The sequence below is a fragment of the Mesorhizobium sp. M8A.F.Ca.ET.207.01.1.1 genome, assembly GCF_004794715.1.
GTDB lineage: Bacteria > Pseudomonadota > Alphaproteobacteria > Rhizobiales > Rhizobiaceae > Mesorhizobium.
This window is the reverse complement of the sequence record NZ_SRUS01000003.1, coordinates 259,415-282,802: the sequence shown is the minus strand read 5'-3', so window position 1 is coordinate 282,802 and position 23,388 is coordinate 259,415. Positions and strand designations below refer to the sequence as shown.

The window sequence follows — 23,388 nt, the reverse complement described above, 5'->3', positions numbered from 1 at the left end:
GCGTGTCGACGGCCGGGATGGCCTGTCTCGCCGTACATGGCGGCCGGCCGGATCGACATGAGGTATCTAGGGACCCGAATGGCCTGAATTAGGGTTTTTGCCCGACCTTACGAAGATTTAATTCAGAGCGCGCTTACGGATCGCAGATAGGCCGACGCGATTTCACGCATGCGCTTGCCGTCGAAACTCGGGCCGTGGCCGCCATGGCCGATGCGGATCGGCAGGTCGAGCAGGCGCCGCATCGTGCTGGCATAAGCGCCCCTGTCGGAATCCGGCAGATCGTCGATCAGCGTGTCGTCATAGATGGCGTCGCCACTAAAGAACAGGCCATCGGCCTCGTCGAACAGCGCGATCGAATCCGGCGAGTGGCCGGGAAGGTGCAGCACGCGAAATTGCCGGTCGCCGAGGTCGACCACGTCGCCCTCATCAAGGGTCCGCGTCAGCGGCGCCGATGGGATCTTGTAATCCGCCGACTTCCAACCCGGCTCGGGCAGCTTCGAAACCGCGCCCTCGAGATCGTGAAACATGTAGGCGTAGGTCGCGGCCTCATCCATGCTCTCGAATTGCGCCGCGCTCATCCTTGGCCCGGCCCGCAGCGGAAATTCGTGCAGCGAGCCGACATGGTCGAGGTGGATATGGGTGGCGACGACCAGAAGCGGCTTGCCTGCGGGCGTCTCTATCTGCGGCGCCAGCGGACAGATGCCCATGCCGGTGTCGACCAGAAGGTCGGCGTCGCGACCGGTGAAATGCCAGATGTTGGCGCGCACATAGTCGTGGACGAACGGCTCGGTCAGCATCATCGTCCTGTCGTCGACGATGCGCTTGCTGAACCAGTTTTCCATCAGGCGGGACCAGGCATTAATTCCAAGCCCAAGATCAGACGAACGGTTTTCCGACCTTGTATTTTTCCGGCACCAGCCGCTTGAGATAGGCCATGCCGGTCTCGGACAGTTGGTTGGCGTCGGACTTCATGAAATCGTCGGGCATGTGCCGGGTCTTGCCGGCGACGTTCTTCAGCGGCACCTTCTTCAGCACTATTTTGCTGCCATCATACTGCAGCGCGACCGAGCCGCCGCCCTGTTCGGCGACGCCGACGGCGAAGGCGCCGGCATCGAAGGCCTCCTGCGCGTCGACCGCGCTGATGGCGCCGACATAGCCGCGCGGCATGTAGCCGAGTGCGTCGACGCGGGCGCGCTTGCCCGGCAGCCCTTCGGCCAATGCCCGTTCGAGCGCCGCAGGCAGGTCGCTGCCCGACAATTTGACGTTGCCGTGCTGGTCGCGTTCGAGCTTGTCCGCCGGCACCAGGCTTTCGACCAGCGCCTTGCCGTCGGCGGTGCTGACGCCTTCCGACACGGCGACGATACAGCGCTTGTGGCGGTCGAGCGTGGCGCGCACGTCCTCGATGAAGCCTGCGGCGGAGAACGGCCGCTCCGGCGCGTAGACGAGATGCGGGCCGCTGTCGGGGTCGAGCTGCCAGGCCGCGGCGGCCGCGGTCAGGAAGCCGGCATGCCGGCCCATGACGATGCCGACATAGATGCCGGGCAGCGCGCGAAAATCGAGGTCGACCGACAGGAAGGCGCCGGCGACGAATTCGGCCGCCGAGATGAAGCCCGGCGTATGGTCGTTTTCCTCGAGATCGTTGTCGATGGTTTTCGGCGCATGGACGAAAGCGATCTTGCCGCCGGCGGCATCGGTCAGGATCTGCTGCGTGCCCGAGGTGTCGTTGCCGCCAATATAGATGAAGGCGTCGGCGCCCGCCTTCTGCAGGCCCTTCAGGATGACCTCGCAATAGGCAGCATCCGGCTTGTCGCGCGTCGAGCCCAGTGCCGCGCTCGGCGTTCCGGCAATCAGCCGCAGCCGGTCCTCGGGAATGGCCGAAAGGTCGACATAGTTGCCGTCACGAATGCCGCGCACGCCGTGGATCGAGCCCAGCACCTTGGCGCCGGGATGGCGCTTGCGGATCTCCAGAGTGGCGCCCACCACCGTCTGGTTGATGACGGCGGTAGGGCCGCCGCCCTGCGCGATAACAAAAGTTCCGGCCATTCCTGACGTCTCCCGAGGTTTTCAAGGCACCTTGGCCTGTCTTCTCGCCTCGCGCAACGGAAGAGTCTGGCGGCCGCAAAACGTGGCCACGATCACATGACGACGACGGGGTTTTTCTTCGATACCCGGCTGTAGAGGTCGATGATGTCCTGGTTGATCAGGCGCACGCAGCCCGACGACATCGCCTGGCCGATGCTCCACCATTCGGGCGAGCCGTGGATGCGGTAGCCGGTGTCCTTGCCATCCTGGTAGATGTAGAGCGCGCGGGCGCCAAGCGGATTGGTGAGGCCGCCGGGCTGGCCGCCCTGCCACTTCACCAGTTCCGGCTTGCGCTGGATCATTTCGGGCGGCGGCGTCCAGGTCGGCCATTCGCGGCCGTACTGGATGTTGGCCCGGCCGGACCAGCGGAAACCGTCCTTGCCGATGCCGACGCCGTAGCGGATGGCGTCGCCACCCGGCTGGACGAGATAGAGCATGCGCTCCTTGAGATGCACGACGATCGTGCCGGGCGCCTCGCCTGTCGTGTCGACGACGATCTGGCGGCGGAATTCCGGCTTCACCTTGAGATAGGGCACCTCGGGCACGTTGAAGCCGTTGTCGGTCAGCGCGGCATACATGACGTCGGCGCTGGTGATGTTCTTGTCGACGCTGATCGAGGGCCGGATCGGCACCGACCCGGTGACCGTATCGTCGAGCTGGAGCGCCGGCAGGCCGCCGCCACCCGAAGTCGAGCAGCCGGCGACGCCGAGCAGCGCCAAGGCGCCCGCCCCGGACAGGACGGCGCGGCGGGAGAGGAGAAGATCGGTTTCGATTGCGTCGCCGTTTCGCGGCGGCGTCGGACCTTGCGGCAACTCACGCATATACCCAAACCCTACGCTGTCGGCGGGAAGCACGGTCCGGCCGGATAGCGGGCATTTTCATCATTCATGGTTGATAAAGCGTGAATGCCTTGCGCTGCTTGCGTTTGCGCATTGCCGGAAACGCCGTTCCGCCCTCCCGGCGACCGTCATCCAGTGTCAGGCACAAAATCACCCCTGTCAGGTCACAATCCCGGCGCTGGTGTTTCCTACCTCTCCCGATGATCAGCGAGGGGCCTCCATGTGCAAGACGTTAAAAACCGACATCAAGCTTTTTGCCGCTGCCATTGTCGCGGCCGCCACGGTTCTCGGTGCCAATGTCAGCCTGGCCGATATCGTGAGCACGCTGGGCGGCGCGAACTGACACCGGGCTGCCGCTGGCGCAATTGATGTCGTAGTCCATAAGGTCGTACCGGTTGCCCGACCGGAATGCGCAAAAAACAAAGATTCGGCCCTTTACATTTTTCGGGACCCAAGGATTTATCCTCTTCTTTGAGCTCAAAGGAGACGAGCATGTCCTTCGAAAACTGGGCCGCCTTCGCTGCCGCGTCGACCATCCTCCTTGTCATCCCGGGTCCGACCATCCTTCTGGTCGTGTCCTATGCGCTGGGCCAGGGCTGGCGCACCGCTTTGCCGATGGCCGTCGGCGTGGCGCTCGGCGACTTCACCGCCATGACCTTGTCGATGCTGGGCATCGGCGCGCTGCTGGCGGCTTCCGCTGGTGTTTTCACCATCCTGAAGCTGATCGGCGCCGGCTATCTGATCTATCTCGGCGTGAAACTGTTCCGCGCCGGCGGCACGCTGAGGGCCGAACCGCGCACCGACGCGGTGTCGTCGGCCAAGATGATGGCGCATGCCTGGCTGGTCACCGCGCTCAACCCGAAGAGCATCACCTTCTTCGTTGCGTTCCTGCCGCAGTTTCTCGACCGGCATGCCAGTTTCTGGACGCAGATGCTGGTTTTCGAGACGACCTTCCTGGCGCTCGCCTTCGCCAACGCCTTCGGTTACGCGCTGATCGCGGCACGCGCCCGCAACGTGGTGCGCAATCCCAGGGCGATCCGCATCTTCAACCGCACCGGCGGCACGCTGCTGGTCGGCGCCGGCATCGCCACGGTGGCGATGCGGTCCGGCAATTGAGAAAGCAGGCGCGGCCAAGGCGTGTTGAGATTCAGGTCAGGCTGGCACTAGCTGAACATCAGCACAGCTTGCTTCACCATTTGACGCTGAAGCCCAGATTGCCCTCGAGGATGCGGCGTTTGTCGCCGTCGAGGTTGGTGGTGTAATCGCCGGTGGCGAAGATGCTGACCTTGTCCGTCACCTTGGCGACGATACCGCCGCCGAACTCGAACGAGGTCGACCTGCCCTCGGTCGAGATGTCGGTGGTGTCGAAGCTGACACGGTCGGTGCCGCCGAAATCATGCCAGATATTGGCCTTGAGATAGGGCTGCAGCGCTATGCCGTTGACAGAGGCTTCGCCCTGCAGCCGAGCGCCCAGCCGGCCGGTGACGCTGCCGTCGCTATCGAATGAGACCGACGAGAAACGGTCCTTGGTATCGTCGAGCGACAGATGCTGCCAGATCAGTTGCGCCTGTGGTTCCAGCGTCCAGCCCTGCGCCAGCGCTATGGGATAGCCGCCCTCCAGCGAGGCGGTGACACCCGTTCCGCCAATGTCGATGCCAACGTCGCGCGACGACGTCGCGTCGCCGCCGAAGAAGGTGGCGATGAGCACCCCGTCGAGGTACCAGCCGCCCTGGCCGATGCGGGTCCAGTAGCCGCCGACGCTGGTGCCGCTGACATCGAGCCCGCCCACGGACAGATCATTCTGCCCCAGAGCCTGGCCGCGCACGTCACCCTTCATGCTGGCATAGGCGACGAAGAGGCCGGCGCGATCGAAGCCGCCCGAAGCGGTTTCGCGGCCGAAGACGTCGAAGCCCGCCTGCAGGCCGAACAAGGTGCCGTCGAAAGACGGCGACACCGTTCCCGACCAGCCCATTTTGGCGTCCTGGCCGTAGATGCGGCCCCAGACAGGCGACAGCTCGGCGTTGGACAACAGACTCTGTTCGCCGCGCCGCTCGTGGAAGGTGCCGAGCGTCGTCATCGCAAGGTGCTCGGCCACCGGCGGCAAGGCCGAATAGGTGGGCACCTCGATGCGGTAGAGCAGGATCGTCTCGCCGGCAGCCGGCGTCGGCAGGTCCGGAACGGCGGTCGGCACCACCGGTGGTGGCGGTGGTGGATCAGCCGGCGGCGCTGGCGGCGGTGGCGGCGGCGCCTCGGGTTCGGGGTCGCTCGCCTGCACCGGCGGTGTCGAATCGACCGGCGGATTGTTGATGTCGCCATCGGTCGGCACCGGCACCGGCGGCAACTCGGACGGCGGCGGCGGCGGCTCGGCCTGCGGCGGCTCCGGCTCTGGTTGCGGCGTCGGTTCGAGCGCCGACGGCCCGGCGGCCGGTGTTGCCGGTGTGTTCAGCGTCGAACGCAGATACCAGTTCTCCGCGCTGCCGGCGCTGACGCCGCCCTTGAAGAGATAATATTCGAAGGCGCCGGCGGCGACCGGCGCATCGAGGGCAAAGGCGCTTGCGCTCGACGTGGCGCCGTTGACCGCCTGGACGAGCATGATGCCGTCGGACGTGGTCTGCGCCCCGGCGCCGCCGACATTGACCACGGCGATGCCGGTCGAGCCGGAGGCCGTGCCGCCGGACAGCACCAGCCGGTCGGAAGCGGAGCTGTCGTCGCCAAGCTCGGTCTGGAGGAGGAGCAGCCCGCCCATGCCGACATAATTGCCCGATATGGTCAGGCGATCGGAAGCACCGGTGCCGCCGTTGGTCAGGTCGATGCGGCCGGCATTGACCACATCGGCCAGTTGGCCCGAGGTGAAGGCCTGGATGGAACTGTTGAAGCCACCGCCGCCATAGAGCGTGCTTGCCTGGTCGACGCTGAGCCTTCCGGTGCCCGTGCCGCTGTCGCCCAGTACGAGATTGCCGTCGAGGATCAACTGGGTATCGTTGGTGGCGTCTATGGTTTCCCAGTTCTGGACCCTGGCGATGCCTTCCAGCTTGACGTTGTCGAAGGTAAGCGCATCGGTGCCGAGGCCGCCATTCAGCGCATCGGCTCCGCCGAGATAGGCGTTGGTGAGATTGCTGAGTTTGGCGGTATCGTTGTCGGCGCCGAGGTCGACCGAGCCATAGATGATGCCGCCGCCGTTCCAGACGAAATTGTCCGCGCCGAAGCTCATCAGCACATCGCCGCCCACCGTGCCGCCTGTGATCGTCACGCTGTCGTTGCCGCCGCTGACGCTGATGTTGCCGCCGATCGTGCCACCGGAGAGAATGATGGTGTCCTGATCGAAGCCGGTGACGAGGTTGCGGTCGATGATGCCGCCCGACATGTTGAAATAGTTCTTGTCGAGCTTCATGTTGACGCGGCCGATGCGGCCGCCGGTCATCACGGCACGGTCCCCATCGTCGAAGAAATCGACGATGCGGCCGCCCGTCATGGTGAAGGTGTCCAGCCCGTCGCCCTGGTTCAGCGAACCGACCTGGCCGCCGCTCATGCTGAAGTCGTCGATGCCGGCGCCCTGCTGGACATTGCCGGCGACCGTGCCGCCGCCGATGGTGAAGAAATCGGTGCCGTCGCCCTGATCGACCACGCCGGTGATGGTGCCGGACTGCATGTCGATGCGGTCCGTGCCGGCGCCGAATGTGACATTGCCGCTCACCTGGCCGGTACCGCCGGCAGGGAAGGTCAGCGTGTTGTTGCCGCTGGTATCGTTGAGGCTGCCGCTCGAATCGCTACTATCGCAAGTGAAGGTGTCATTTCCCGGAGACGGAACCAGCACGCATGCCGCGAAGGCCGCGGAGCCAGGCAGCAACATAAGCGCTGTAGTTGCAAGCAAGCTAATAAACCCAGGATTGATTCGCCTAGGCCTTCGCCGCGTCAAAGAAATAGCCTCGCCGATGTGCTCCGAACCGCTGTTCGGAGGCTGTATTTCAAAGTGCCGCATCGCGTCCCCTCTCAGATCGCGATTTCAAGCCCCTTACCCGCGCCGCATTGAAGCCACAATTCGTCCAGTTTTACAAAGCCTAATCTGCCTCTCATGGTTGATGAACTGCAAAAATAACTGACATGGCGCAGATGTGCCCGTGAAATGGCATCGCCTTCGCCCATGCTTTAAGATGATGTTGGACCGAGGGGCATCATGCTCATCCGGGTCTGACCAAGGACTCTCGCATGCCAATCAAAGACACATTCGGCTTGGCAGTTTCGGGCGCGACGGAAGCCGGATTCGCGCTCTACGGCCAGGCCGTGCGCGAATTGCAGTGTTTCATCGGCGATCCGGTCAACTCCGTCGATCGCGCCATCGCGCAGGACCCCGGTTTCGTCATGGCGCATGTCTTCAAGGGCTATCTCTTCGGCCTTGCCACCGAGCCGGAAGCTACGGCCGTGGCCAGGACCTGCCACGAGGCGGCGCTGCCGCTTGCCGCGACAACGCGCGAACGGGCGCATGTCTCGGCCCTCGGCCACCTCGCCAACGGCCGCTGGCATCAGGCTTCCGGCATCCTTCAGGACATAGCGATCGATTTCCCGCTCGATGCCGTGGCGCTCCAGGTCGGACACCAGGTCGATTTCTTCACCGGCAACGCCCGCATGCTGCGCGACCGCATCGCCCGCGCCCTGCCGTCATGGCAGGCGGACATGCGGGGTTACCACGCCATCCTCGGCATGCAGGCCTTCGGGCTCGAAGAGATGGCTGAATACGCACAGGCCGAAAGGCTGGGTCGCAGAGCGGTCGAGATCGAACCGCGCGACGGCTGGGCGCAACATGCGGTGGCGCATGTGATGGAGATGCAAAGCCGGCAAAGGGACGGCATTGCCTGGATGCGTGCCGATCCCGATGCCTGGACCAAGGAGAGCTTCCTCCAAGTGCACAATTGGTGGCACCTGGCGCTGTTCCACTACGATCTCGGCGAGACCGGCGAGGTGCTGGCGCTCTATGACGGACCGATCTACGGCGCCAGATCGACGCTGGCGCTCAACATGGTCGATGCATCGGCAATCCTGTGGCGGCTTCATCTCGGTGACGTCGATGTCGGCGACCGCTGGGCGGCGCTGGCTGCCAATTGGGTGCCCAGGGCCGCCTCCGGCAATTACGCGTTCAACGACGCCCATGCGATGATGGCCTTTGTCGGCGCCGGGCTCGACGCCCCGGCCCGGACCTTGCTCGAGGCCCAGCGCGAGGCGATGCGGGGCGATGCGGACAATGCCGCTTTCACGCGGGATGTGGGGCACCCCCTGACGCTTGCGATCAAGGCGTTCGGGGAGGGCAATTACGCCGAGACCATCCGATTGATCCGGCCCATCCGGGCAATCGCCCATCGCTTTGGCGGCAGCCACGCGCAGCGCGACGTCATCGATCTCACGCTGATCGAGGCCGCCCTGCGCGCCGGCGACGGCGCGCTCGCCAAGGTGCTGACGATGGAGCGCTCGATGGTACGCCCGGACAGTCCGCTGTCGGCGCTGTTTTCGAGACGCGCCGCGGATTTGTCAGAGAATTGACCCGGAGCGGATCTTGCCTTAAAAACTGGCTGAAGCATATTTTTCGGAATCCGAAAAAAATAAGAACGTGGGAGGAAACCATGTATCTCGGCCTCGACCTGGGGACATCGGGCGTCAAGGCGCTGCTGATCGATGCCGGACAGGGCGTCATCGGCTCCGGCCATGGCACGCTTGACGTTTCGCGCCCGCATCCCGGCTGGTCCGAGCAGGATCCGCTGCACTGGATACGCGCCTGCCAAGACGCGATCGCCGAACTGAAGGCGTCGCATCCCGGGCAGTTCGCGGCGGTTAAGGGCATCGGCCTGTCGGGCCAGATGCATGGCGCGACCTTGCTCGACGCGGCCGATCAGGTGCTGCGTCCCTGCATCCTCTGGAATGACACGCGCAGCCATAACGAGGCGGCCGCGCTCGACGCCGATCCACGCTTCCGCGCGCTCACCGGCAACATCGTCTTTCCCGGCTTCACCGCGCCGAAGCTGGCCTGGGTGAAGAACAACGAGCCCGCTGTCTTCGCCAAGGTGGCAAAGGTGCTTTTGCCCAAGGACTTCCTGCGGCTTTGGCTGACCGGGGAACACATTTCCGAAATGTCTGATGCAGCCGGTACGTCCTGGCTCGATGTCGGCAAGCGCCGCTGGTCGGCGGACCTGCTCGCGGCGACATCGCTCGACGAGAGCCATATGCCGGCGCTGGTCGAGGGCACCGCGAAGGCTGGCGGGCTGCGCGCCGAACTCGCCTCGCAATGGGGTATCGCGGCCGGCATTCCGGTGGCTGGCGGCGCCGGCGACAACGCGGCTTCCGCCTGCGGCATGGGCGCGGTCCGCGCCGGCCACGCCTTTGTCTCGCTCGGCACGTCGGGTGTGCTGTTTGCCGCCAACGCCGCCTATCTGCCCAATCCGGCAAGCGCGGTGCATACCTTCTGCCATGCGTTGCCCAACACCTGGCACCAGATGGGCGTCATCCTGTCGGCGACCGATTCGCTCAACTGGCTGTCGGAGATCACGGGCAGGGGCGCAGGCGAGTTGACGTCGGAACTCGGCGAGACGCTGAAAGCGCCGACCGGCGTGTCCTTCCTGCCCTATCTTTCGGGCGAGCGCACGCCACACAATGATTCCGCCATTCGCGGTTCCTTCACCGGCCTCGCGCATGAATCGGGCCGCGCCGTGCTGACCCAGGCCGTGCTCGAAGGCGTCGCCTTCGCCTTCCGCGACAGCCTCGAAGCGTTGAAGACAGCCGGCACCACCTTGACGCGGGTGACGGCGATCGGCGGCGGCTCGCGCTCGCGCTACTGGCTGAAGGCCATCGCCACCGCGCTGCAGCTTCCGGTCGACATCCCCGCCGACGGCGATTTCGGCGCCGCGTTTGGGGCTGCGAGGCTCGGACTGATCGCAGCGACGGGGGCGGATCCGCTCAGTGTCTGCACGGCGCCGAAGACAGACGCCACGATCGAACCGGATGCGGCGCTCGGCGGCGCCTATGCCGATGCCTATCACCGCTACCGGGCGCTTTACCCGGTGATCAGGGCTGTAACCGCGTGAGTTGGGGCGTGTCCCACCCTCTTTATCAGGGCGCCGGCGCTGCCCCTCACCTGCCTGCCGGCATCCTCTCCCCGCATAGGGACGGGGAGAGGGGCGCTCCCGTCACCGGTTTCGCCAATCACCAGCGTAGTGACGAAGGCGCCAAGGTTGCGGCCAGCCCCCTTCTCCCCGTCACTATACGGGGAGAAGTGCCCGGCAGGGCGATGAGGGGCAGCACCGACTTTGGCGATTGGTATTCTCCACCACGTCTTGACGAGGTGACCTCACTGCGCCGGCACCTTGTCGAGGAAGCCGGTCACGCTTTTCAGGCGACCGTCCTCGATGACGCCGATGTCAGTGCCTTCGATAACGGACGGGACCCCTTCCGGCCCGAGATTCCACGAAAACCTGATCTTGTCGGCAAAGCCGTCCGGAGTCCCCTTCAGAGAGAAGCGGAAGCCGGCAAAGCGCTGCTGCACGCCGTCGATCAGCGCCGCGACGCCTTCATGGCCGTCGCCCTGCATGAGCGGATCGCGATAGCTGATGTCTTCGGTGAAAACAGCCTTGAGCAAGGCTGCCCGGCGGCCGGCATCGCTCTCGTTCCAGGCGGTGATGTAGTTTTGGGCGATCGTGTTGAGGTCGGTCATGATCTGTCTCCTTCGTTTGACGGTTTTGACATGACCGTTTTCGACCAGCACCGGCGTGAAACCAATTACGCCTGAGGTAATCAGGCAAAACTATCTTGGAGAGGAAGTGAACATGAGCAGCGGCTTTTTCGGCGACATCCAGAAGATCAAATATGAGGGACCGGATTCGACCAATCGGCTGGCCTATCGTTTCTACAACCCCGACGAAGTGGTGGCCGGCAAGCGTCTGGAAGACCATCTGCGCTTTGCCGTCGCCTACTGGCATTCCTTCGCCTGGCCGGGCGGCGACCCGTTCGGCGGCCAGACCTTCGACCGTCCCTGGTTCCCCAAGGCCGGCGGCGTCGACACGATGGAACTGGCGAAACTGAAAGCGGACGTCGCCTTCGAGATGTTCTCGCTGCTCGGCGCACCCTATTTCTGCTTCCACGATGCCGATGTGCGGCCCGAGGGCAAGGATTTCTCCGAAAGTGCTGCCCGGCTCGATGAAATCGCCGATTATTTCGCCGGAAAGATGAAGCAGACCGGCGTCAAGCTGCTCTGGGGCACGGCGAACCTGTTCTCCAACCGCCGCTTCATGTCCGGTGCCGCGACCAATCCCGATCCGGATGTGTTCGCCTACGCGGCTGCGACGGTGAAGAGCTGCATCGACGTCACCAAGCGGCTGAAGGGCGAGAACTACGTGCTATGGGGCGGGCGCGAGGGCTACGAGACCCTGCTCAACACCGACCTTGCCCGCGAGCAGGAACAGGCCGGCCGGTTCCTGAACCTCGTGGTCGACTACAAGCACAAGATCGGCTTCAAGGGCACGATCCTGATCGAGCCGAAGCCACAGGAGCCGACAAAGCACCAATATGACTACGACGTCGCGACCGTTTACGGCTTCCTCAAGCGCTTCGGCCTGGAGAAGGAGGTCAAGCTCAACATCGAGCAGGGCCACGCCATCCTGGCCGGCCATTCCTTCGAGCACGAACTGGCCCTGGCCAATGCGCTCGGCGTCTTCGGCTCGATCGACATGAACCGCAACGACTACCAGTCGGGCTGGGATACCGACCAGTTCCCCAACAACGTGCCGGAGATGGCGCTCGCCTACTACCAGGTCCTTCAGGCCGGCGGCTTCAAGACCGGCGGCACCAATTTCGACGCCAAGCTGCGCCGCCAGTCGCTCGACCCGCAGGACCTCCTGATCGGCCACATCGGCGGCATGGATTCTTGCGCGCGCGGCCTCAAGGCGGCGGCCCGCATGGTCGAGGACAAGGCATTGTCGGGCCCGCTCGCCGAACGCTACGCCGGCTGGAACAGCGCCGAGGCCAAGGCGATGCTGTCGGGCAAGCGGACGCTGGAAGAGATCGCCGAACGCGTGGTGAAGAAGAAGATCGAGCCGCAGCCGCGTTCCGGCCGCCAGGAACTGCTCGAAAACATCGTCAACCGCTACGTCTGACGCTGCGTGGCCGTCGGCAATCCAAGCCGGCGCACTATGCGATTCGAAAGCTTGGCGCGCGGAAACATTTTGCGCGCCATGCTGAAACCGACGACAAGGTTTTGCCCCTTGCCGCCTCTCAATGACCTCGCTCTTGCCTTCAAACTGCCGTCACGAATCTCGTATAGGTATCGCTCGTGGCGGGAGAGGAAGAAGGAGGCGAACCGATATGCAGAACGAACGTGAAATCGACGCCCTGCTCTCACCTGGCGAAGCCGGATCGATCATTGACCGGCTGATGGCAATGCCGCATCCAAAACAGGGCGCACGCAGCACCAATGAATGGGACCGCGCCGTTGCCAGCCGCTTCGAGACCCATCTCGCGCGGCAGATGCGCTCGCAGATCGACGGCGGCAGCGACCGCCGGAATGCTGCCTGACTTCCCAAATCAACCCTGGCCGAATCAACTCCGGCCCGAATCAACCCCGGCCTCAATCAACCCCGGCGAAGCCTGACAGGGGCTTCGCCGAAAGCTCTTGAAAATGCCCTGGAAAAAGCCGCGGCCGACGAGAACCCCGTCCGCCCGGCAATATCCGCCATGGCGATCCGCGTGTCGACCACGAGCCGGCGCGCGGCGCCCAGCCGCAGCCTGAGATAATAGGCGCCCGGCGTCTCGCCGATCGACTTGCGAAAGATGCTTTCCAGGGTCCGCGCCGTCACCCCGGCGCGTTTGGCGACCGCCTCGACGGTCAACGGCTGATCGACATGCGATTCCATCAGCCGGATGGCCTGCGCCAGGCGCGGATCATAGCCGTCGAGCCGGCCGAGCGAGACCAACGGCTGGGCATCGGTCGCGGCCCGGGCCTGGTCGTAGATGAAGACGCTGGCGACATCGAGCGCCACGGCCATGCCGAGGCGCGTGCGAATGAGATGCAGCATCAGGTCGAAAGTCGGCGACGCGCCGCCCGAGGTGAACACCGGCCCGTCGATGACATAGCGGTCCGGACGGACGTCGACGCCAGGGAAGGCCGAGGAAAAATCCTCCATGTCCTCCCAATGGGTGGTAGCGCTGCGCCCTTCCAGCAAGCCGGCACGCGCCACCAGCCAGGTGCCGGCCTCGACCCCGCCGCACGCGCGGGCCGCTCGCGCCGCCCTCCGCAAACCTGAAAGCAGACCCGACGTCGCGTAATTCTGCGTGCCGAAACCGGCGACGACGACGAGAACGTCGGTCGGCTCCGCCGCGTCGAAACGCCCGCTCACCGCCACCGGCAGGCCGCAGGTGGTGACCGGAGCCTCGCCGGTGACCGAGACCAGCTTGAAATCGAACAGGGTCTCGCCGGAGATGCGGTTGGCGGCGCGCAGCGGGTCGACGGCCGAGGCGACGCACATGATCGACGACCCGGAAAACACCAGGAACGTCACCTTGAGGGTCTCGCGTTCGGCGCGAAAGACAGATTTTTCGCTTTTGATCATATCGCCTTCGTAAAACGCAAAGCAGCTTGGATCAAGGCGAGCGATGCTAGTGGCTGTTTCGAATGGGAGGAGAGTTTCGATGCCGCTCGCGATGAACCGTGAGGTTTTCATTACCTGTGCCGTGACCGGTTCCGGCGGCTCGCAGGACCGCAGCCCGCATGTGCCGCGCTCGCCCAAGCAGATCGCCGACTCGGCCATCGATGCGGCCAAGGCGGGTGCGGCCATCGTCCATTGCCATGTGCGCGACCCCGAAACCGGCAAGCCCAGGCGCGACGTGCATCTCTATCGCGAGGTGACCGAGCGTATCCGCGCGGCTGACGTCGACGTCATCCTGAACCTGACCGCCGGCATGGGCGGCGACATGGTGTTCGGCTCGCCGGAAGCGCCGTTGCCGCTCAACGAAAAGGGCACCGACATGGGCGGCGCCACCAACCGCATGGAACATGTGCGCCAGTGCCTGCCGGAAATCTGCACGCTGGACTGCGGCACCATGAATTTCGCCGAAGCCGACTATGTCATGACCAACACGCCCGGCATGCTGCGTGCCATGGGCGGCATGATGACGGCGCTCGGCGTCAAGCCGGAAATCGAGGCCTTCGACACCGGGCATCTCTGGTTCGCCAAGCAACTGGTCGAGGAAAAGGTGCTCAACCCCGACGCGCTGGTGCAGCTTTGCATGGGCGTGCCGTGGGGCGCGCCCGACGACCTCAACACCTTCATGGCGATGGTCAACAACGTGCCGTCGACCTGGAACTGGTCGGCTTTCGCCATCGGCCGCAACCAGATGGCCTATGCGGCGGCGGCAGTGCTCGCCGGCGGCAATGTCCGCGTCGGCCTGGAAGACAATCTCTGGCTCGACAAGGGCGTGCTGGCGACCAATGCGCAACTGGTCGAGCGCGCCGCCTCCATCGTCACCAATCTCGGCGCCAGAATTCTTGGCCCCGAAGAAGTGCGCAAGAAGCTCAACCTGACCAAGCGAGCGCCGATAGCGGCATAAATTATTCGCAGGGAGGGTCGCTATGGCTACCGTCAAATTCACCGCGATGAAGGATGGCGACAGGCAAGACTACGAGTTCCTGACCGCCCATGAAATCGACTATGCGGCCAGGACCGGCGAGCGGCTGCTCGACGCGCTGGTCCAGCTCGACGAAGGCCTGTCCGGCTACAAGATCACCCGGCTCGGCCATTCGCTGCAGGCGGCGACACGGGCCTGGCGCGACGGCGCCGACACCGACTGGATCGCCTGCGCGCTGCTGCACGACATCGGCGACATCTACGCGCCCTACAATCACGACGAATACGCCGCTTCGATCCTGAAGCCGTTTGTGCGCGAGCAATGCACCTGGGTGGTGGAGAAACACGGCGACTTCCAGCGCCTCTATTACGCCCATCATCTCGGCGGCAATCGCCATGCGCGCGACCGCTTCGCCGGCCATGCCTATTTCGACGATTGCGATGCGTTTTGCGAGCGCTGGGACCAGTCGAGCTTCGACCCCGATTATGAGACGCTGCCGATCGAATTCTTCCGGCCGTTCGTGCTCGAAGTCTTCGCCCGCAAGGCCTACGACCCGTCGGTCATCCGCGCCGGCGAGCGCGTGCCCCTCACCGATCCCGAAACCGCCAGGACAAGAACCGGAGCCTCTCAATGAGCATCATCAACAAGGCGGCCGCCATTGGCGGCGGTGTCATCGGCGCCGGCTGGGTCGCGCGCCTGCTCTTGAACGGCATCGACGTCTCCATTTTCGATCCCGATCCGGAAGCCTCGCGCAAGGTTTCGGAAGTGATGAAGGGCGCGCGCCGCGCCTATAAGCAGATGGTGCCCGGCGGCCTGCCCAAGGAGGGCAAGCTGACCTTCGCCAAGACGATCGCCGAAGCGGTCGCCGATGCGGACTTCATCCAGGAAAGCGTGCCGGAACGGCTCGATCTCAAGCACAGGGTGCTGGCCGAGATCGACGCGCATGCGCCGGCCAACGCCATTGTCGGCTCCTCGACCTCGGGCATCAAGCCGACCGACATGCAGGTGGCGATGAAGAAGCATCCGGAGCGCTTGGTCGTCGGCCATCCGTTCAACCCGGTCTACCTGCTGCCGCTAGTCGAGATCGTCGGCGGCGACCAGACCTTCCCCGAGGCGGTCGAGGTCGCCAAGGAAATCTATGCCTCGATCGGCATGAAGCCGGTCGTGATCCGCAAGGAGATCGAGGCCTTCGTCGGCGACCGCCTGCTCGAAGCCGCCTGGCGCGAAGCGCTGTGGCTGATCAAGGACGGCATCTGCACCGTCGAGGAACTCGACGACATCATGCGCTATGGTTTCGGCCTGCGCTGGGCGCAGATGGGCATGTTCCAGGTCTACCGCGTCGCCGGCGGCGAGGCCGGCATGCGCCACTTCATGGCTCAGTTCGGGCCCTGCCTGAAATGGCCGTGGACCAAGCTGATGGACGTGCCGGAGTTCAACGACGAACTGGTCGACCTGATCGCCACCCAGTCGGACGACCAGGCGCATGGCCTGTCGATCCGCGAGCTGGAAAAGATCCGCGACGACAATCTGGTCGCGATCATGGACGCGCTGTCGAAGCAGAACAAGGGCAAGGGCTGGGGCGCCGGCGCGCTGCACAAGGATTATACCAAACAGCTCGCCAAGCTGGCGGCGAAGAAGCCCGCGGCTTCAAAGGCGGCGGAAAAGGCCAAGGCCGCCAAGCCGGTGAAGAAAGCCGAAAAGCCGAAGAAAAAGAAGAAGGGCTGAGACCATGGATTTCGGTCTTTCGGAAGAGCAAAAGCTCATTGTCGAGACGACGCGTGCCTTCGTCGAGAACGAGCTTTATCCGCATGAGCGCGAGGTCGAGCGCACCGGCGTGCTGCGCCGCGAGCTGATCGAGGAGATCAAGGCCAAGGCGATCGAGGCCGGGCTCTATGCCGCCAACATGCCGGCCGATGTCGGCGGCGCGGGGCTCGATACGGTGACCTGGCTGCTTTACGAGAAGGAACTCGGCCGGGCCAATTACGCGCTGCACTGGACCTGCGTGGCGCGTCCTTCCAACATTCTGCTCGCCGGCACGCCGGAGCAGCGCGAAAAGTACCTTTTCCCCTGCATCCGCGGCGAGAAATGGGATTGCCTGGCAATGACAGAGCCGGGCGCCGGCTCCGATCTGCGCGGCATGAAGGCATCAGCCGTGCAGGATGGCGACGACTGGGTGCTGAACGGCACCAAGCACTTTATCTCGCACGCCGATCTCGCCGATTTCGCCATCGTCTTCATGGCCTCGGGCGAGGAGGAGTCTGCGCGCGGCAAACGCAAGAAGATCACCGCCTTCTTCGTCGACAAGGGCACCAAGGGTTTCACGGTGCGCGACGGCTATCGCAACGTCTCGCATCGCGGCTACACCAACGCCATTTTGGAGTTCGACGATTGCCGGCTGCCGGCATCCCAGGTTCTGGGCGAGGTGCACAAGGGCTTCGACGTCGCCAATTCCTGGCTCGGCGCCACGCGTCTGCAGGTCGGCGCCACCTGTCTCGGCCGTGCCGAGCGGGCGCTTGGCCATGCCGTCGAATACGCCGCGCAGCGCCAGCAGTTCGGCCAGCAGATCGGCAAGTTCCAGGGCGTGTCGTTCAAGCTCGCCGACATGGCGACGGAACTCAAGGCCGCCGACCTGATGGTCTTCGAAGCCGGCTGGAAGTACGATCAGGGCACCGTCACCGACCAGGACATGGCCATGGCCAAGCTGAAGGCCACCGAAATGCTCGCCTTTGTCGCCGACGAGGCAATCCAGATCCATGGCGGCATGGGGTTGATGGACGACCTGCCGCTGGAGCGCATCTGGCGCGATGCCCGCGTCGAGCGCATCTGGGAAGGCACTTCGGAGATTCAGCGACATATTATTTCGCGGGCGTTGCTGCGCCCGTTCGGCGCTTAGAGCATGATCGCGCAAAGCCGGGATTCGGTTTGTCGGGCAAACGAGATCGTTTGTCCTGAGATCGCGCTCAAAACGAAAAGATGACCATGCATAAACTCGAACGTCTCCTGCGCCCGAAATCGATTGCCGTGTTCGGTGGCGTGCAGGCCGCCGCCGTCGTGGCGCAATCGATCAAGATGGGCTTTGCCGGCGATATCTGGCCGGTGCACCCGACCAAGGACGAGGTTGCCGGATGCAAGGCCTACCGCTCGGTCGCGGATCTGCCCGGCGCGCCGGATGCCGCCTTTGTCGGCGTCAACCGGCATCTGACCATCGAGGTGGTCAAGGCGCTGGCCGAGCGCGGCGCCGGCGGCGCCGTCTGCTTTGCCGCCGGATTTCTCGAAACCGAGGCTTATGACGACGACGGCGAACGGCTGCAGGCCGAACTGGTCGCGGCCGCCGGCCAGATGCCGATCATCGGGCCGAACTGCTACGGCCTGATCAACTATGCCGACGGCGCGCTTTTGTGGCCCGACCAACATGGCGGCATCAGGCTGGACGAGGGCGGCAAGGGCGTCGCCATCATCACCCAGTCGTCCAACATCGCCATCAACATGACGATGCAGAAGCGCGGCCTGCCGATCGCCTTCCTGATGACCGCCGGCAACCAGGCGCAGACCGGCCTGTCGGAAATGGCGCTCGGCCTGATCGAGGATGAGCGTGTGACGTCGCTCGGCCTGCATATCGAGGCCTTCGACTCGGTAGCAGGCTTCGAGCGCCTGGCCGCACGGGCGCGCGAGCTTAGGAAACCGATCATCGCCATGAAGGTCGGCCGGTCCGAACAGGCGCGGCAGGCAACCGTTTCGCACACCGCATCGCTGGCCGGCTCGGACGCTGCTTCCGGCGCCTTCCTGAGGCGGCTTGGCATTGCGCGTGTCGATTCCATCCCCGCCTTCATCGAGGCGCTGAAGCTGCTGCACATCACCGGCCCGCTGCCTGGCTACAAGCTCTCGTCGATGAGCTGTTCGGGCGGCGAGGCGTCGGTCATGGCCGACAGCGCCGAAGGGCGCTGGGTCAACTTCCCGGTGCTGACAGAGGCCCATCGCGCCCATGTCAAATCGACGCTCGGGCCGCTGGTCGCGGTCGCCAACCCGTTGGACTACCATACCTTCATCTGGAACAACGAGCCGGCGATGACGGCCACCTTCACCGCCATGGTGTCGGGCGGCTTCGACTTGAACATGCTGGTGCTCGACTTCCCGCGCCCCGACCGCTGCTCGGTGACCGACTGGTGGGCGACGCTGCGCGCCTTCGAATCGGCGCTGAAGACCAACAAGGCGCATGGCGCCATTGTTTCCTCGCTGCCGGAGAACCTGCCCGAGGAATACACCGCCGAGCTGATGGCGCGGGGCATGGTGCCGCTGTTCGGCATTTCCGAGGCGATGGACGCCGCAGGCGCGGCAGCCTTCATCGGCTGGGCCTGGCGCGAGCCGCAGGCGCAGCCGGTGGATACGAGAGCTGCCGGCGCATCCGACGCGCCGCGCGTTACGCCTGACGAAGCCGAAGCCAAGGCGCGGCTGATCAAGGCCGGGCTTTCCGTGCCCAAGGGCGAGCGGGCCGGCAATGCGGTCGAGGCGGTGATCTCGTCGATGGCGCTCGGCTTTCCCGTTGCCCTGAAGGCGCTGGGGGTCACCCACAAATCCGAGGTCGGCGCTGTCCGGCTCAACCTCAAGGACGCCGAATCGGTCAGCACGGCCGCGCACGACCTGTTGCCGCTCGGTACCGGGCTCTATGTCGAGCGCATGGTGCGCGACGGCGTCGCCGAACTGATCGTCGGCTTCACCCGCGACCCGATGTTCGGCGCCGTCATGACGCTGGGCACCGGCGGCGTGCTGGTCGAACTGCTGCGCGACAGCGTCACGCTGATGCTGCCGGCGACGCGCGACGACATCGAGGCCGCGCTGCGCGGGCTGAAACTGTTTCCGCTGCTCGAGGGCTATCGCGGCCGGCCGAAGGCCGATGTCGCCGCCGCCATAGACGCGATCGCTGGCATCGCCGGTTTCGTGCAGGAGAATGCCGGCGAGATCGAGGAACTCGACATCAATCCGCTGATCGTCTGCACGCAAGGCAAGGGCGCCTGGATCGCCGACGCGCTGCTGGTGCTGGGAGAGAACAAGAATGTCTGACGTCATTTCGACTCGCCGCGAAGGCACCATCCTCGAGGTCACGCTCGACCGCCCCAAGGCCAATGCGATCGACCTGAAAACCTCGCGGCTGATGGGCGAGACCTTCAAGGCATTCCGCGACGATCCCGGCCTGCGGGTCGCCATCGTCAAGACCGCGGGCGACAAGTTCTTCTGCGCCGGTTGGGACCTGAAGGCCGCGGCCAGCGGCGACGCGGTCGACGGCGACTATGGCGTCGGCGGCTTTGCCGGCCTGCAGGAACTGCGTGACCTGAACAAGCCGGTCATCGCCTGCGTCAACGGCATGGCGGTCGGCGGCGGCTTCGAGCTGGCGCTGTCCTGCGACCTCATCTACGCCTCGGACCATTCCTCCTTCGCACTGCCCGAAATCCGTGCCGGCACGCTGGCCGACGCGGCGACGATCAAGCTGCCGAAGCGCATCCCTTATCATGTCGCCATGGACCTTCTGCTCACCGGCCGCTGGATGGATGTCGCCGAGGCGCATCGCTGGGGCCTGGTCAACGAGGTGCTGCCCAAGGAAAAGCTCGAGGACCGCGTCTGGGAGATCGCCCGCCTGCTCGCCAGCGGCCCGCCGCTGGTCTTCGCCGCGATCAAGGAGACGGCACGGGTGGCAGAATCGCTGACTTTCCAGGATGCGATGAACAAGGTGACGCGCCGGCAGTTGCCGACCGTCGACGCGCTCTATGGGTCGGAGGACGGTATGGAAGGCTTCCGTGCCTTCGCCGAAAAGCGCGAGCCTGTGTGGAAGGGGAAGTGACACTGGAGATGATGGCACCAGGCACCCCCCTCTGCACTGCCGGACCCGTTAGGCCAGAGGGCGGCCCCTGGGCGCATTCGTTGCTGTCCGGTCTCCCTTCATGACCGACTACGCAAAACTCATCGATGCCGAGACCTGGGCCTTCATCGAGCGGACCAATTCCTATTATCCGCCCGACACGATCGACTATACGATCACCCAGCAGCGTGAGATCTATGACCGGATGTGCCGCGAGTTCTTTGCCGGCTATCCCGAGGGCGTGACGGCCGAAACCACGGTTGTCGCCACGCCCGCGCAAAACGTCCCGATCCGCATCTACCGCAACGCGATGCCGGACGATGCGGCGATGGTGGTCTACATCCATGGTGGTGGTTTCATCCTCGGCGGGCTGGACAGTCATGACGATGTCTGCGCCGAGCTTTGCGGCCGCACCGGCCATGAAGTGGTCTCGGTCGATTACCGGCTGGCGCCTGAGCATCTGCATCCGGCCGCCTTCGATGATGCGATGAGCGCCTTCGAATGGGCCGCCAGCACCTACGACCGCCCGGTCGTGCTGTGCGGCGACAGCGCCGGCGGCAACCTTTGCGCCGCCGTTGCGCACGCGACGCGTGGCCATGTGAAAAAGCCGATCGGCCAGGTGCTGATTTATCCCGGTCTCGGCGGCGATCGTTCGCGCGGCTCCTATGTGAGGCACGCCGAAGCGCCGATGCTGACGGTGCGCGATCTCGAATTCTACAAGCACATCCGCACCGGGGGCGTGGATCAAACCGGCGACATCACGCTGTCGCCGCTGGCCGATGCCGATTTCGCCAATTTGCCGCCGACCGTGCTGATCACCGCCGAATGCGACCCCTTGTCATCCGACGGCGAGGCTTATCGCGACCGCATCGTCGCGGCCGGCGGGCGCGCCACCTGGTTCGAGGAACCCGGCCTGGTGCACGGCTATCTCAGGGCCCGGCACAGCGTCGGCCGCGCCCGCGCCAGCTTCACCCGCATCGTCGACGCTGTGGCGACGCTCGGAAAGGGCGGCTGGACCTGGTAGGGGCAGGGGCCGTCCCCGCTCAGGAGGCCTTGGCCAGGAAACTCTGATAGTCCGATTTCGCCTGCAGCAGGCGCAGCACGTTCTCGCGCGATCCCCGCACATGGGCGCGCGCCAGGGCGCCGGCCCTGCTGACATCGCCAGCGCAGATCGCCTCGACGATCTCGGCATGCTCGTCGCGGGCGATCTTCCATTCATCAAGCCACAACAGTTCGGTCCAGACATAGTGCTGGCACTTGTCGAGGATGCCGCACAGCATGCCGTGCAGCATCGCATTGCCGCTGATTTCGGCGATGACACGGTGCAGGTCGATGCCGACTTCCAGTTCCTGGAATTTCTCGCGCGTGGTGCGATCCGGGATGGCGGCCAGCCGTTCGCATTCGGCCAGCATGGCGCGCAGCCGCGCCTTGTCCTTGTCGGTCGCCGCGGTGGCCGCGAGTTCGGTCGCATGGCCGTCGAGCAGTTCGCGGATGTCGAAGGCCTCGCGGAACATGTTGATGTCGAACTCGGTGACGGCATAGCCCTGGCGCGGCCGGCCGGTGACCAGCCCGTCGCGCTCCAGCCGGTTGAAGGCTTCGCGCACCGGCGTGCGGCTGACATTGAGTTTCGCCGCGATGTCGCTTTCTGTGACGCGCGAGCCCGGCGGGATCTGGCAGGTCACGATCATCGCCTTGAGCGCGGAATAGACCGAGTCGCGCAGCGTGTTTTTGGTTTCCTTGGCCAAGTTCCGTTCCCAGTTCTCCGGCCGCTTTAGCCGGACATTGCCTCGTTTGTAATCGCAGTCGGCGCAATTTGCCACGCCTGCGGCATCGTCCCATCGCGTCGAACTGATCGTGCCTGTCGCAGTTGACAACATCGATCTCTCGGCTACATTCTAAATTGTATACAAAATCGCATGCCAAATCAAAAACAAATGGGAACACCGGTCGGAGAACCGAAATGAACAGGATCAGAAACGTTAGCGTTGTGGCGATCGCGGGCCTCGTGGCGGCGTTCGCAGTGCCCGCCGTCGCCGCCGACACGATCACCGTCGCCTCGTGGGGCGGCACCTATCAGGAGGCGCAGACCAAGGCCTTCTTCAAGCCGACCGCCGATGCGCTCGGCATCACCATCAAGGAAGACACCACCAACGGCCTCGACGACGTGCGGCTGCAGGTGACCGGAAATGCAGTGAAGTGGGACATCACCGAGCTCGGCGCCGACGAATGCGCGCGCGGCTCGAAGGAAGGCCTGTTCGAAAAGCTGGATTACGGCATTATCGACAAGAGCGGCATCAACCCGAAATTGGTGCATGACGACTGGGTCGGCATTTCCTACACCTCCGTCGTGTTGATCTACCGGACCGATGTCTTCGGCGACAAGGGCCCGAAGAGCTGGGCCGACTTCTGGAACGTGGAAAAATTCCCGGGACGGCGCGCGTTGAGCAGCAGCCAGGCGACGGAGACGCTGAGCGTTGCCGCACTCGCCTCGGGCCTGCCGATCGACAAGGTCTATCCGGTCGATGTCGATAGCGCCTTGAAATCGGTCGACAAGATCCGCGGCCATGTCGATGCCTGGTGGACCTCCGGCGCCCAGGCCATGCAACTGGTGAAGGACGGCGAAGTCGACATGGCGAGCATCTGGAACGGACGCGCCGGCACCCTGAAGAAGGCAGGCGCGCCGGTCAGCTTCTCCTTCGACCAGGGCGTGCTCACCGCCGACTGCATGGTCATCCCCAAGGGCGCCAAGAACAAGGAAGCGGCGATGAAAGCGCTGGCGATGTTCGTCAGCCCGCAATTGCAGGCCAATCTGCCGCTCTATGTCGACAATGGGCCGGTCAACGAGAAGGCCTTCGAGACCGGCAAGATCCCGCCCGAGCGGATCAAGGACATCAATTCGGCGCCCGAAAACGTCAAGAAGCAGGTGCTGCAGGATGCCGAGTTCTGGCGCGACAACCTTGTCGAGGCGACGGAGAAGTTCAACAATCTGATCCAGCAATAGGCCGGAACCCTGACATT

Annotated in this window: 21 protein-coding genes; 13 read left to right on the top strand and 8 right to left on the bottom strand. The window is 64.6% G+C overall.

Features of this window, described 5'->3' with window-relative positions:
* Window positions 1-122 precede the first annotated feature (122 nt).
* From EN850_RS10035 to EN850_RS36315, 4 genes are all read right to left on the bottom strand, one after another.
* Window positions 123-842 (bottom strand): MBL fold metallo-hydrolase, encoded by a 720-nt coding sequence (locus tag EN850_RS10035; protein WP_127279475.1) that lies wholly within the window; start codon window positions 840-842, stop codon window positions 123-125.
* Between the two features lie 34 nt (window positions 843-876).
* Window positions 877-2,043 carry a diphosphate--fructose-6-phosphate 1-phosphotransferase gene (locus EN850_RS10030; protein WP_135862746.1) on the bottom strand — a complete coding sequence of 389 codons (1,167 nt, stop codon included), beginning with the start codon at window positions 2,041-2,043 and terminating at the stop codon, window positions 877-879.
* A 92-nt stretch (window positions 2,044-2,135) separates the two neighbouring features.
* Window positions 2,136-2,903, bottom strand: a complete 768-nt coding sequence (locus tag EN850_RS10025; RefSeq protein WP_127279473.1) for a L,D-transpeptidase — start codon at window positions 2,901-2,903, stop codon at window positions 2,136-2,138.
* Window positions 2,904-3,153: 250 nt separating this feature from the next.
* On the bottom strand, window positions 3,154-3,303 hold the full coding sequence (locus EN850_RS36315; RefSeq protein ID WP_167531394.1) for a hypothetical protein: 150 nt from the start codon (window positions 3,301-3,303) through the stop codon (window positions 3,154-3,156).
* Between the two features lie 110 nt (window positions 3,304-3,413).
* Between EN850_RS36315 and EN850_RS10015 the strand changes: the two genes are divergently transcribed.
* Window positions 3,414-4,037, top strand: a complete 624-nt coding sequence (locus EN850_RS10015; protein ID WP_127279471.1) for a LysE family translocator — start codon at window positions 3,414-3,416, stop codon at window positions 4,035-4,037.
* Between the two features lie 73 nt (window positions 4,038-4,110).
* On the opposite strand, the gene EN850_RS10010 is transcribed toward EN850_RS10015, so the two are convergent.
* Entirely contained in the window at window positions 4,111-6,900 is a 2,790-nt protein-coding gene (locus EN850_RS10010) for an autotransporter outer membrane beta-barrel domain-containing protein (RefSeq protein ID WP_136091150.1), read from the bottom strand.
* A gap of 227 nt (window positions 6,901-7,127) precedes the next feature.
* Between EN850_RS10010 and EN850_RS10005 the strand changes: the two genes are divergently transcribed.
* Both EN850_RS10005 and xylB read left to right on the top strand, forming a co-directional pair.
* Window positions 7,128-8,453: a tetratricopeptide repeat protein gene (locus EN850_RS10005; protein WP_135883886.1), complete on the top strand. Its 1,326-nt coding sequence runs from the start codon at window positions 7,128-7,130 to the stop codon at window positions 8,451-8,453.
* 80 nt (window positions 8,454-8,533) lie between these two features.
* Window positions 8,534-9,988 carry a xylulokinase gene (gene xylB, locus EN850_RS10000; protein ID WP_136091149.1) on the top strand — a complete coding sequence of 485 codons (1,455 nt, stop codon included), beginning with the start codon at window positions 8,534-8,536 and terminating at the stop codon, window positions 9,986-9,988.
* Between the two features lie 263 nt (window positions 9,989-10,251).
* Here the strand turns inward: xylB and EN850_RS09990 are convergent, their stop codons facing one another.
* Window positions 10,252-10,614, bottom strand: a complete 363-nt coding sequence (locus EN850_RS09990; protein WP_127279346.1) for a nuclear transport factor 2 family protein — start codon at window positions 10,612-10,614, stop codon at window positions 10,252-10,254.
* 112 nt (window positions 10,615-10,726) lie between these two features.
* Here EN850_RS09990 and xylA point away from each other — a divergent pair, with 112 nt between their 5' ends.
* Window positions 10,727-12,052: a xylose isomerase gene (gene xylA, locus EN850_RS09985; protein ID WP_136091148.1), complete on the top strand. Its 1,326-nt coding sequence runs from the start codon at window positions 10,727-10,729 to the stop codon at window positions 12,050-12,052.
* A gap of 208 nt (window positions 12,053-12,260) precedes the next feature.
* The gene (locus tag EN850_RS09980) at window positions 12,261-12,470 is read left to right on the top strand and encodes a hypothetical protein (RefSeq protein ID WP_127279348.1); all 210 of its coding nucleotides are present in this window, start codon (window positions 12,261-12,263) and stop codon (window positions 12,468-12,470) included.
* Between the two features lie 56 nt (window positions 12,471-12,526).
* Here the strand turns inward: EN850_RS09980 and EN850_RS09975 are convergent, their stop codons facing one another.
* Window positions 12,527-13,504, bottom strand: a complete 978-nt coding sequence (locus EN850_RS09975) for a GlxA family transcriptional regulator (protein ID WP_135862763.1) — start codon at window positions 13,502-13,504, stop codon at window positions 12,527-12,529.
* 79 nt (window positions 13,505-13,583) lie between these two features.
* Between EN850_RS09975 and EN850_RS09970 the strand changes: the two genes are divergently transcribed.
* The 7 genes from EN850_RS09970 (at window position 13,584) to EN850_RS09940 (ending at window position 21,394) form a co-directional block, all read left to right on the top strand.
* Entirely contained in the window at window positions 13,584-14,501 is a 918-nt protein-coding gene (locus tag EN850_RS09970; protein ID WP_091586279.1) for a 3-keto-5-aminohexanoate cleavage protein, read from the top strand.
* Window positions 14,502-14,523: 22 nt separating this feature from the next.
* Window positions 14,524-15,153, top strand: coding sequence for an HD domain-containing protein (locus EN850_RS09965; protein WP_136091147.1), 630 nt, complete (start codon window positions 14,524-14,526; stop codon window positions 15,151-15,153).
* Complete coding sequence (locus EN850_RS09960; RefSeq protein ID WP_127277789.1) at window positions 15,150-16,244, top strand: carnitine 3-dehydrogenase; 1,095 nt, start codon at window positions 15,150-15,152, stop codon at window positions 16,242-16,244. Before EN850_RS09965 ends, EN850_RS09960 begins: the two co-directional genes overlap by 4 nt.
* Window positions 16,245-16,248: 4 nt before the next feature.
* The gene (locus EN850_RS09955) at window positions 16,249-17,412 is read left to right on the top strand and encodes an acyl-CoA dehydrogenase (protein ID WP_127277788.1); all 1,164 of its coding nucleotides are present in this window, start codon (window positions 16,249-16,251) and stop codon (window positions 17,410-17,412) included.
* Between the two features lie 86 nt (window positions 17,413-17,498).
* Window positions 17,499-19,577: an acetate--CoA ligase family protein gene (locus EN850_RS09950; protein WP_136091344.1), complete on the top strand. Its 2,079-nt coding sequence runs from the start codon at window positions 17,499-17,501 to the stop codon at window positions 19,575-19,577.
* Window positions 19,570-20,352 carry a carnitinyl-CoA dehydratase gene (locus EN850_RS09945; RefSeq protein WP_135883888.1) on the top strand — a complete coding sequence of 261 codons (783 nt, stop codon included), beginning with the start codon at window positions 19,570-19,572 and terminating at the stop codon, window positions 20,350-20,352. The genes EN850_RS09950 and EN850_RS09945 overlap by 8 nt, the downstream gene beginning before the upstream one ends.
* A gap of 100 nt (window positions 20,353-20,452) precedes the next feature.
* Window positions 20,453-21,394, top strand: coding sequence for an alpha/beta hydrolase (locus tag EN850_RS09940; RefSeq protein ID WP_136091146.1), 942 nt, complete (start codon window positions 20,453-20,455; stop codon window positions 21,392-21,394).
* Between the two features lie 19 nt (window positions 21,395-21,413).
* Here the strand turns inward: EN850_RS09940 and EN850_RS09935 are convergent, their stop codons facing one another.
* Complete coding sequence (locus EN850_RS09935; protein ID WP_189591042.1) at window positions 21,414-22,115, bottom strand: GntR family transcriptional regulator; 702 nt, start codon at window positions 22,113-22,115, stop codon at window positions 21,414-21,416.
* Window positions 22,116-22,330: 215 nt separating this feature from the next.
* Here EN850_RS09935 and EN850_RS09930 point away from each other — a divergent pair, with 215 nt between their 5' ends.
* Entirely contained in the window at window positions 22,331-23,371 is a 1,041-nt protein-coding gene (locus EN850_RS09930; protein ID WP_136091145.1) for an ABC transporter substrate-binding protein, read from the top strand.
* The last annotated feature ends 17 nt before the right edge of the window (window positions 23,372-23,388 follow it).

What these genes read in the sequence shown, in the direction of transcription:
- EN850_RS10035 (WP_127279475.1), bottom strand. Translation starts at nt 842, where the DNA reads ATGGAAAACTGGTTCAGCAAGCGCATCGTCGACGACAGGACGATGATG.
- EN850_RS10030 (WP_135862746.1), bottom strand. Translation starts at nt 2,043, where the DNA reads ATGGCCGGAACTTTTGTTATCGCGCAGGGCGGCGGCCCTACCGCCGTC.
- EN850_RS10025 (WP_127279473.1), bottom strand. Translation starts at nt 2,903, where the DNA reads ATGCGTGAGTTGCCGCAAGGTCCGACGCCGCCGCGAAACGGCGACGCA.
- EN850_RS36315 (WP_167531394.1), bottom strand. Translation starts at nt 3,303, where the DNA reads ATGGACTACGACATCAATTGCGCCAGCGGCAGCCCGGTGTCAGTTCGC.
- EN850_RS10015 (WP_127279471.1), top strand. Translation starts at nt 3,414, where the DNA reads ATGTCCTTCGAAAACTGGGCCGCCTTCGCTGCCGCGTCGACCATCCTC.
- EN850_RS10010 (WP_136091150.1), bottom strand. Translation starts at nt 6,900, where the DNA reads ATGCGGCACTTTGAAATACAGCCTCCGAACAGCGGTTCGGAGCACATC.
- EN850_RS10005 (WP_135883886.1), top strand. Translation starts at nt 7,128, where the DNA reads ATGCCAATCAAAGACACATTCGGCTTGGCAGTTTCGGGCGCGACGGAA.
- xylB (WP_136091149.1), top strand. Translation starts at nt 8,534, where the DNA reads ATGTATCTCGGCCTCGACCTGGGGACATCGGGCGTCAAGGCGCTGCTG.
- EN850_RS09990 (WP_127279346.1), bottom strand. Translation starts at nt 10,614, where the DNA reads ATGACCGACCTCAACACGATCGCCCAAAACTACATCACCGCCTGGAAC.
- xylA (WP_136091148.1), top strand. Translation starts at nt 10,727, where the DNA reads ATGAGCAGCGGCTTTTTCGGCGACATCCAGAAGATCAAATATGAGGGA.
- EN850_RS09980 (WP_127279348.1), top strand. Translation starts at nt 12,261, where the DNA reads ATGCAGAACGAACGTGAAATCGACGCCCTGCTCTCACCTGGCGAAGCC.
- EN850_RS09975 (WP_135862763.1), bottom strand. Translation starts at nt 13,504, where the DNA reads ATGATCAAAAGCGAAAAATCTGTCTTTCGCGCCGAACGCGAGACCCTC.
- EN850_RS09970 (WP_091586279.1), top strand. Translation starts at nt 13,584, where the DNA reads ATGCCGCTCGCGATGAACCGTGAGGTTTTCATTACCTGTGCCGTGACC.
- EN850_RS09965 (WP_136091147.1), top strand. Translation starts at nt 14,524, where the DNA reads ATGGCTACCGTCAAATTCACCGCGATGAAGGATGGCGACAGGCAAGAC.
- EN850_RS09960 (WP_127277789.1), top strand. Translation starts at nt 15,150, where the DNA reads ATGAGCATCATCAACAAGGCGGCCGCCATTGGCGGCGGTGTCATCGGC.
- EN850_RS09955 (WP_127277788.1), top strand. Translation starts at nt 16,249, where the DNA reads ATGGATTTCGGTCTTTCGGAAGAGCAAAAGCTCATTGTCGAGACGACG.
- EN850_RS09950 (WP_136091344.1), top strand. Translation starts at nt 17,499, where the DNA reads ATGCATAAACTCGAACGTCTCCTGCGCCCGAAATCGATTGCCGTGTTC.
- EN850_RS09945 (WP_135883888.1), top strand. Translation starts at nt 19,570, where the DNA reads ATGTCTGACGTCATTTCGACTCGCCGCGAAGGCACCATCCTCGAGGTC.
- EN850_RS09940 (WP_136091146.1), top strand. Translation starts at nt 20,453, where the DNA reads ATGACCGACTACGCAAAACTCATCGATGCCGAGACCTGGGCCTTCATC.
- EN850_RS09930 (WP_136091145.1), top strand. Translation starts at nt 22,331, where the DNA reads ATGAACAGGATCAGAAACGTTAGCGTTGTGGCGATCGCGGGCCTCGTG.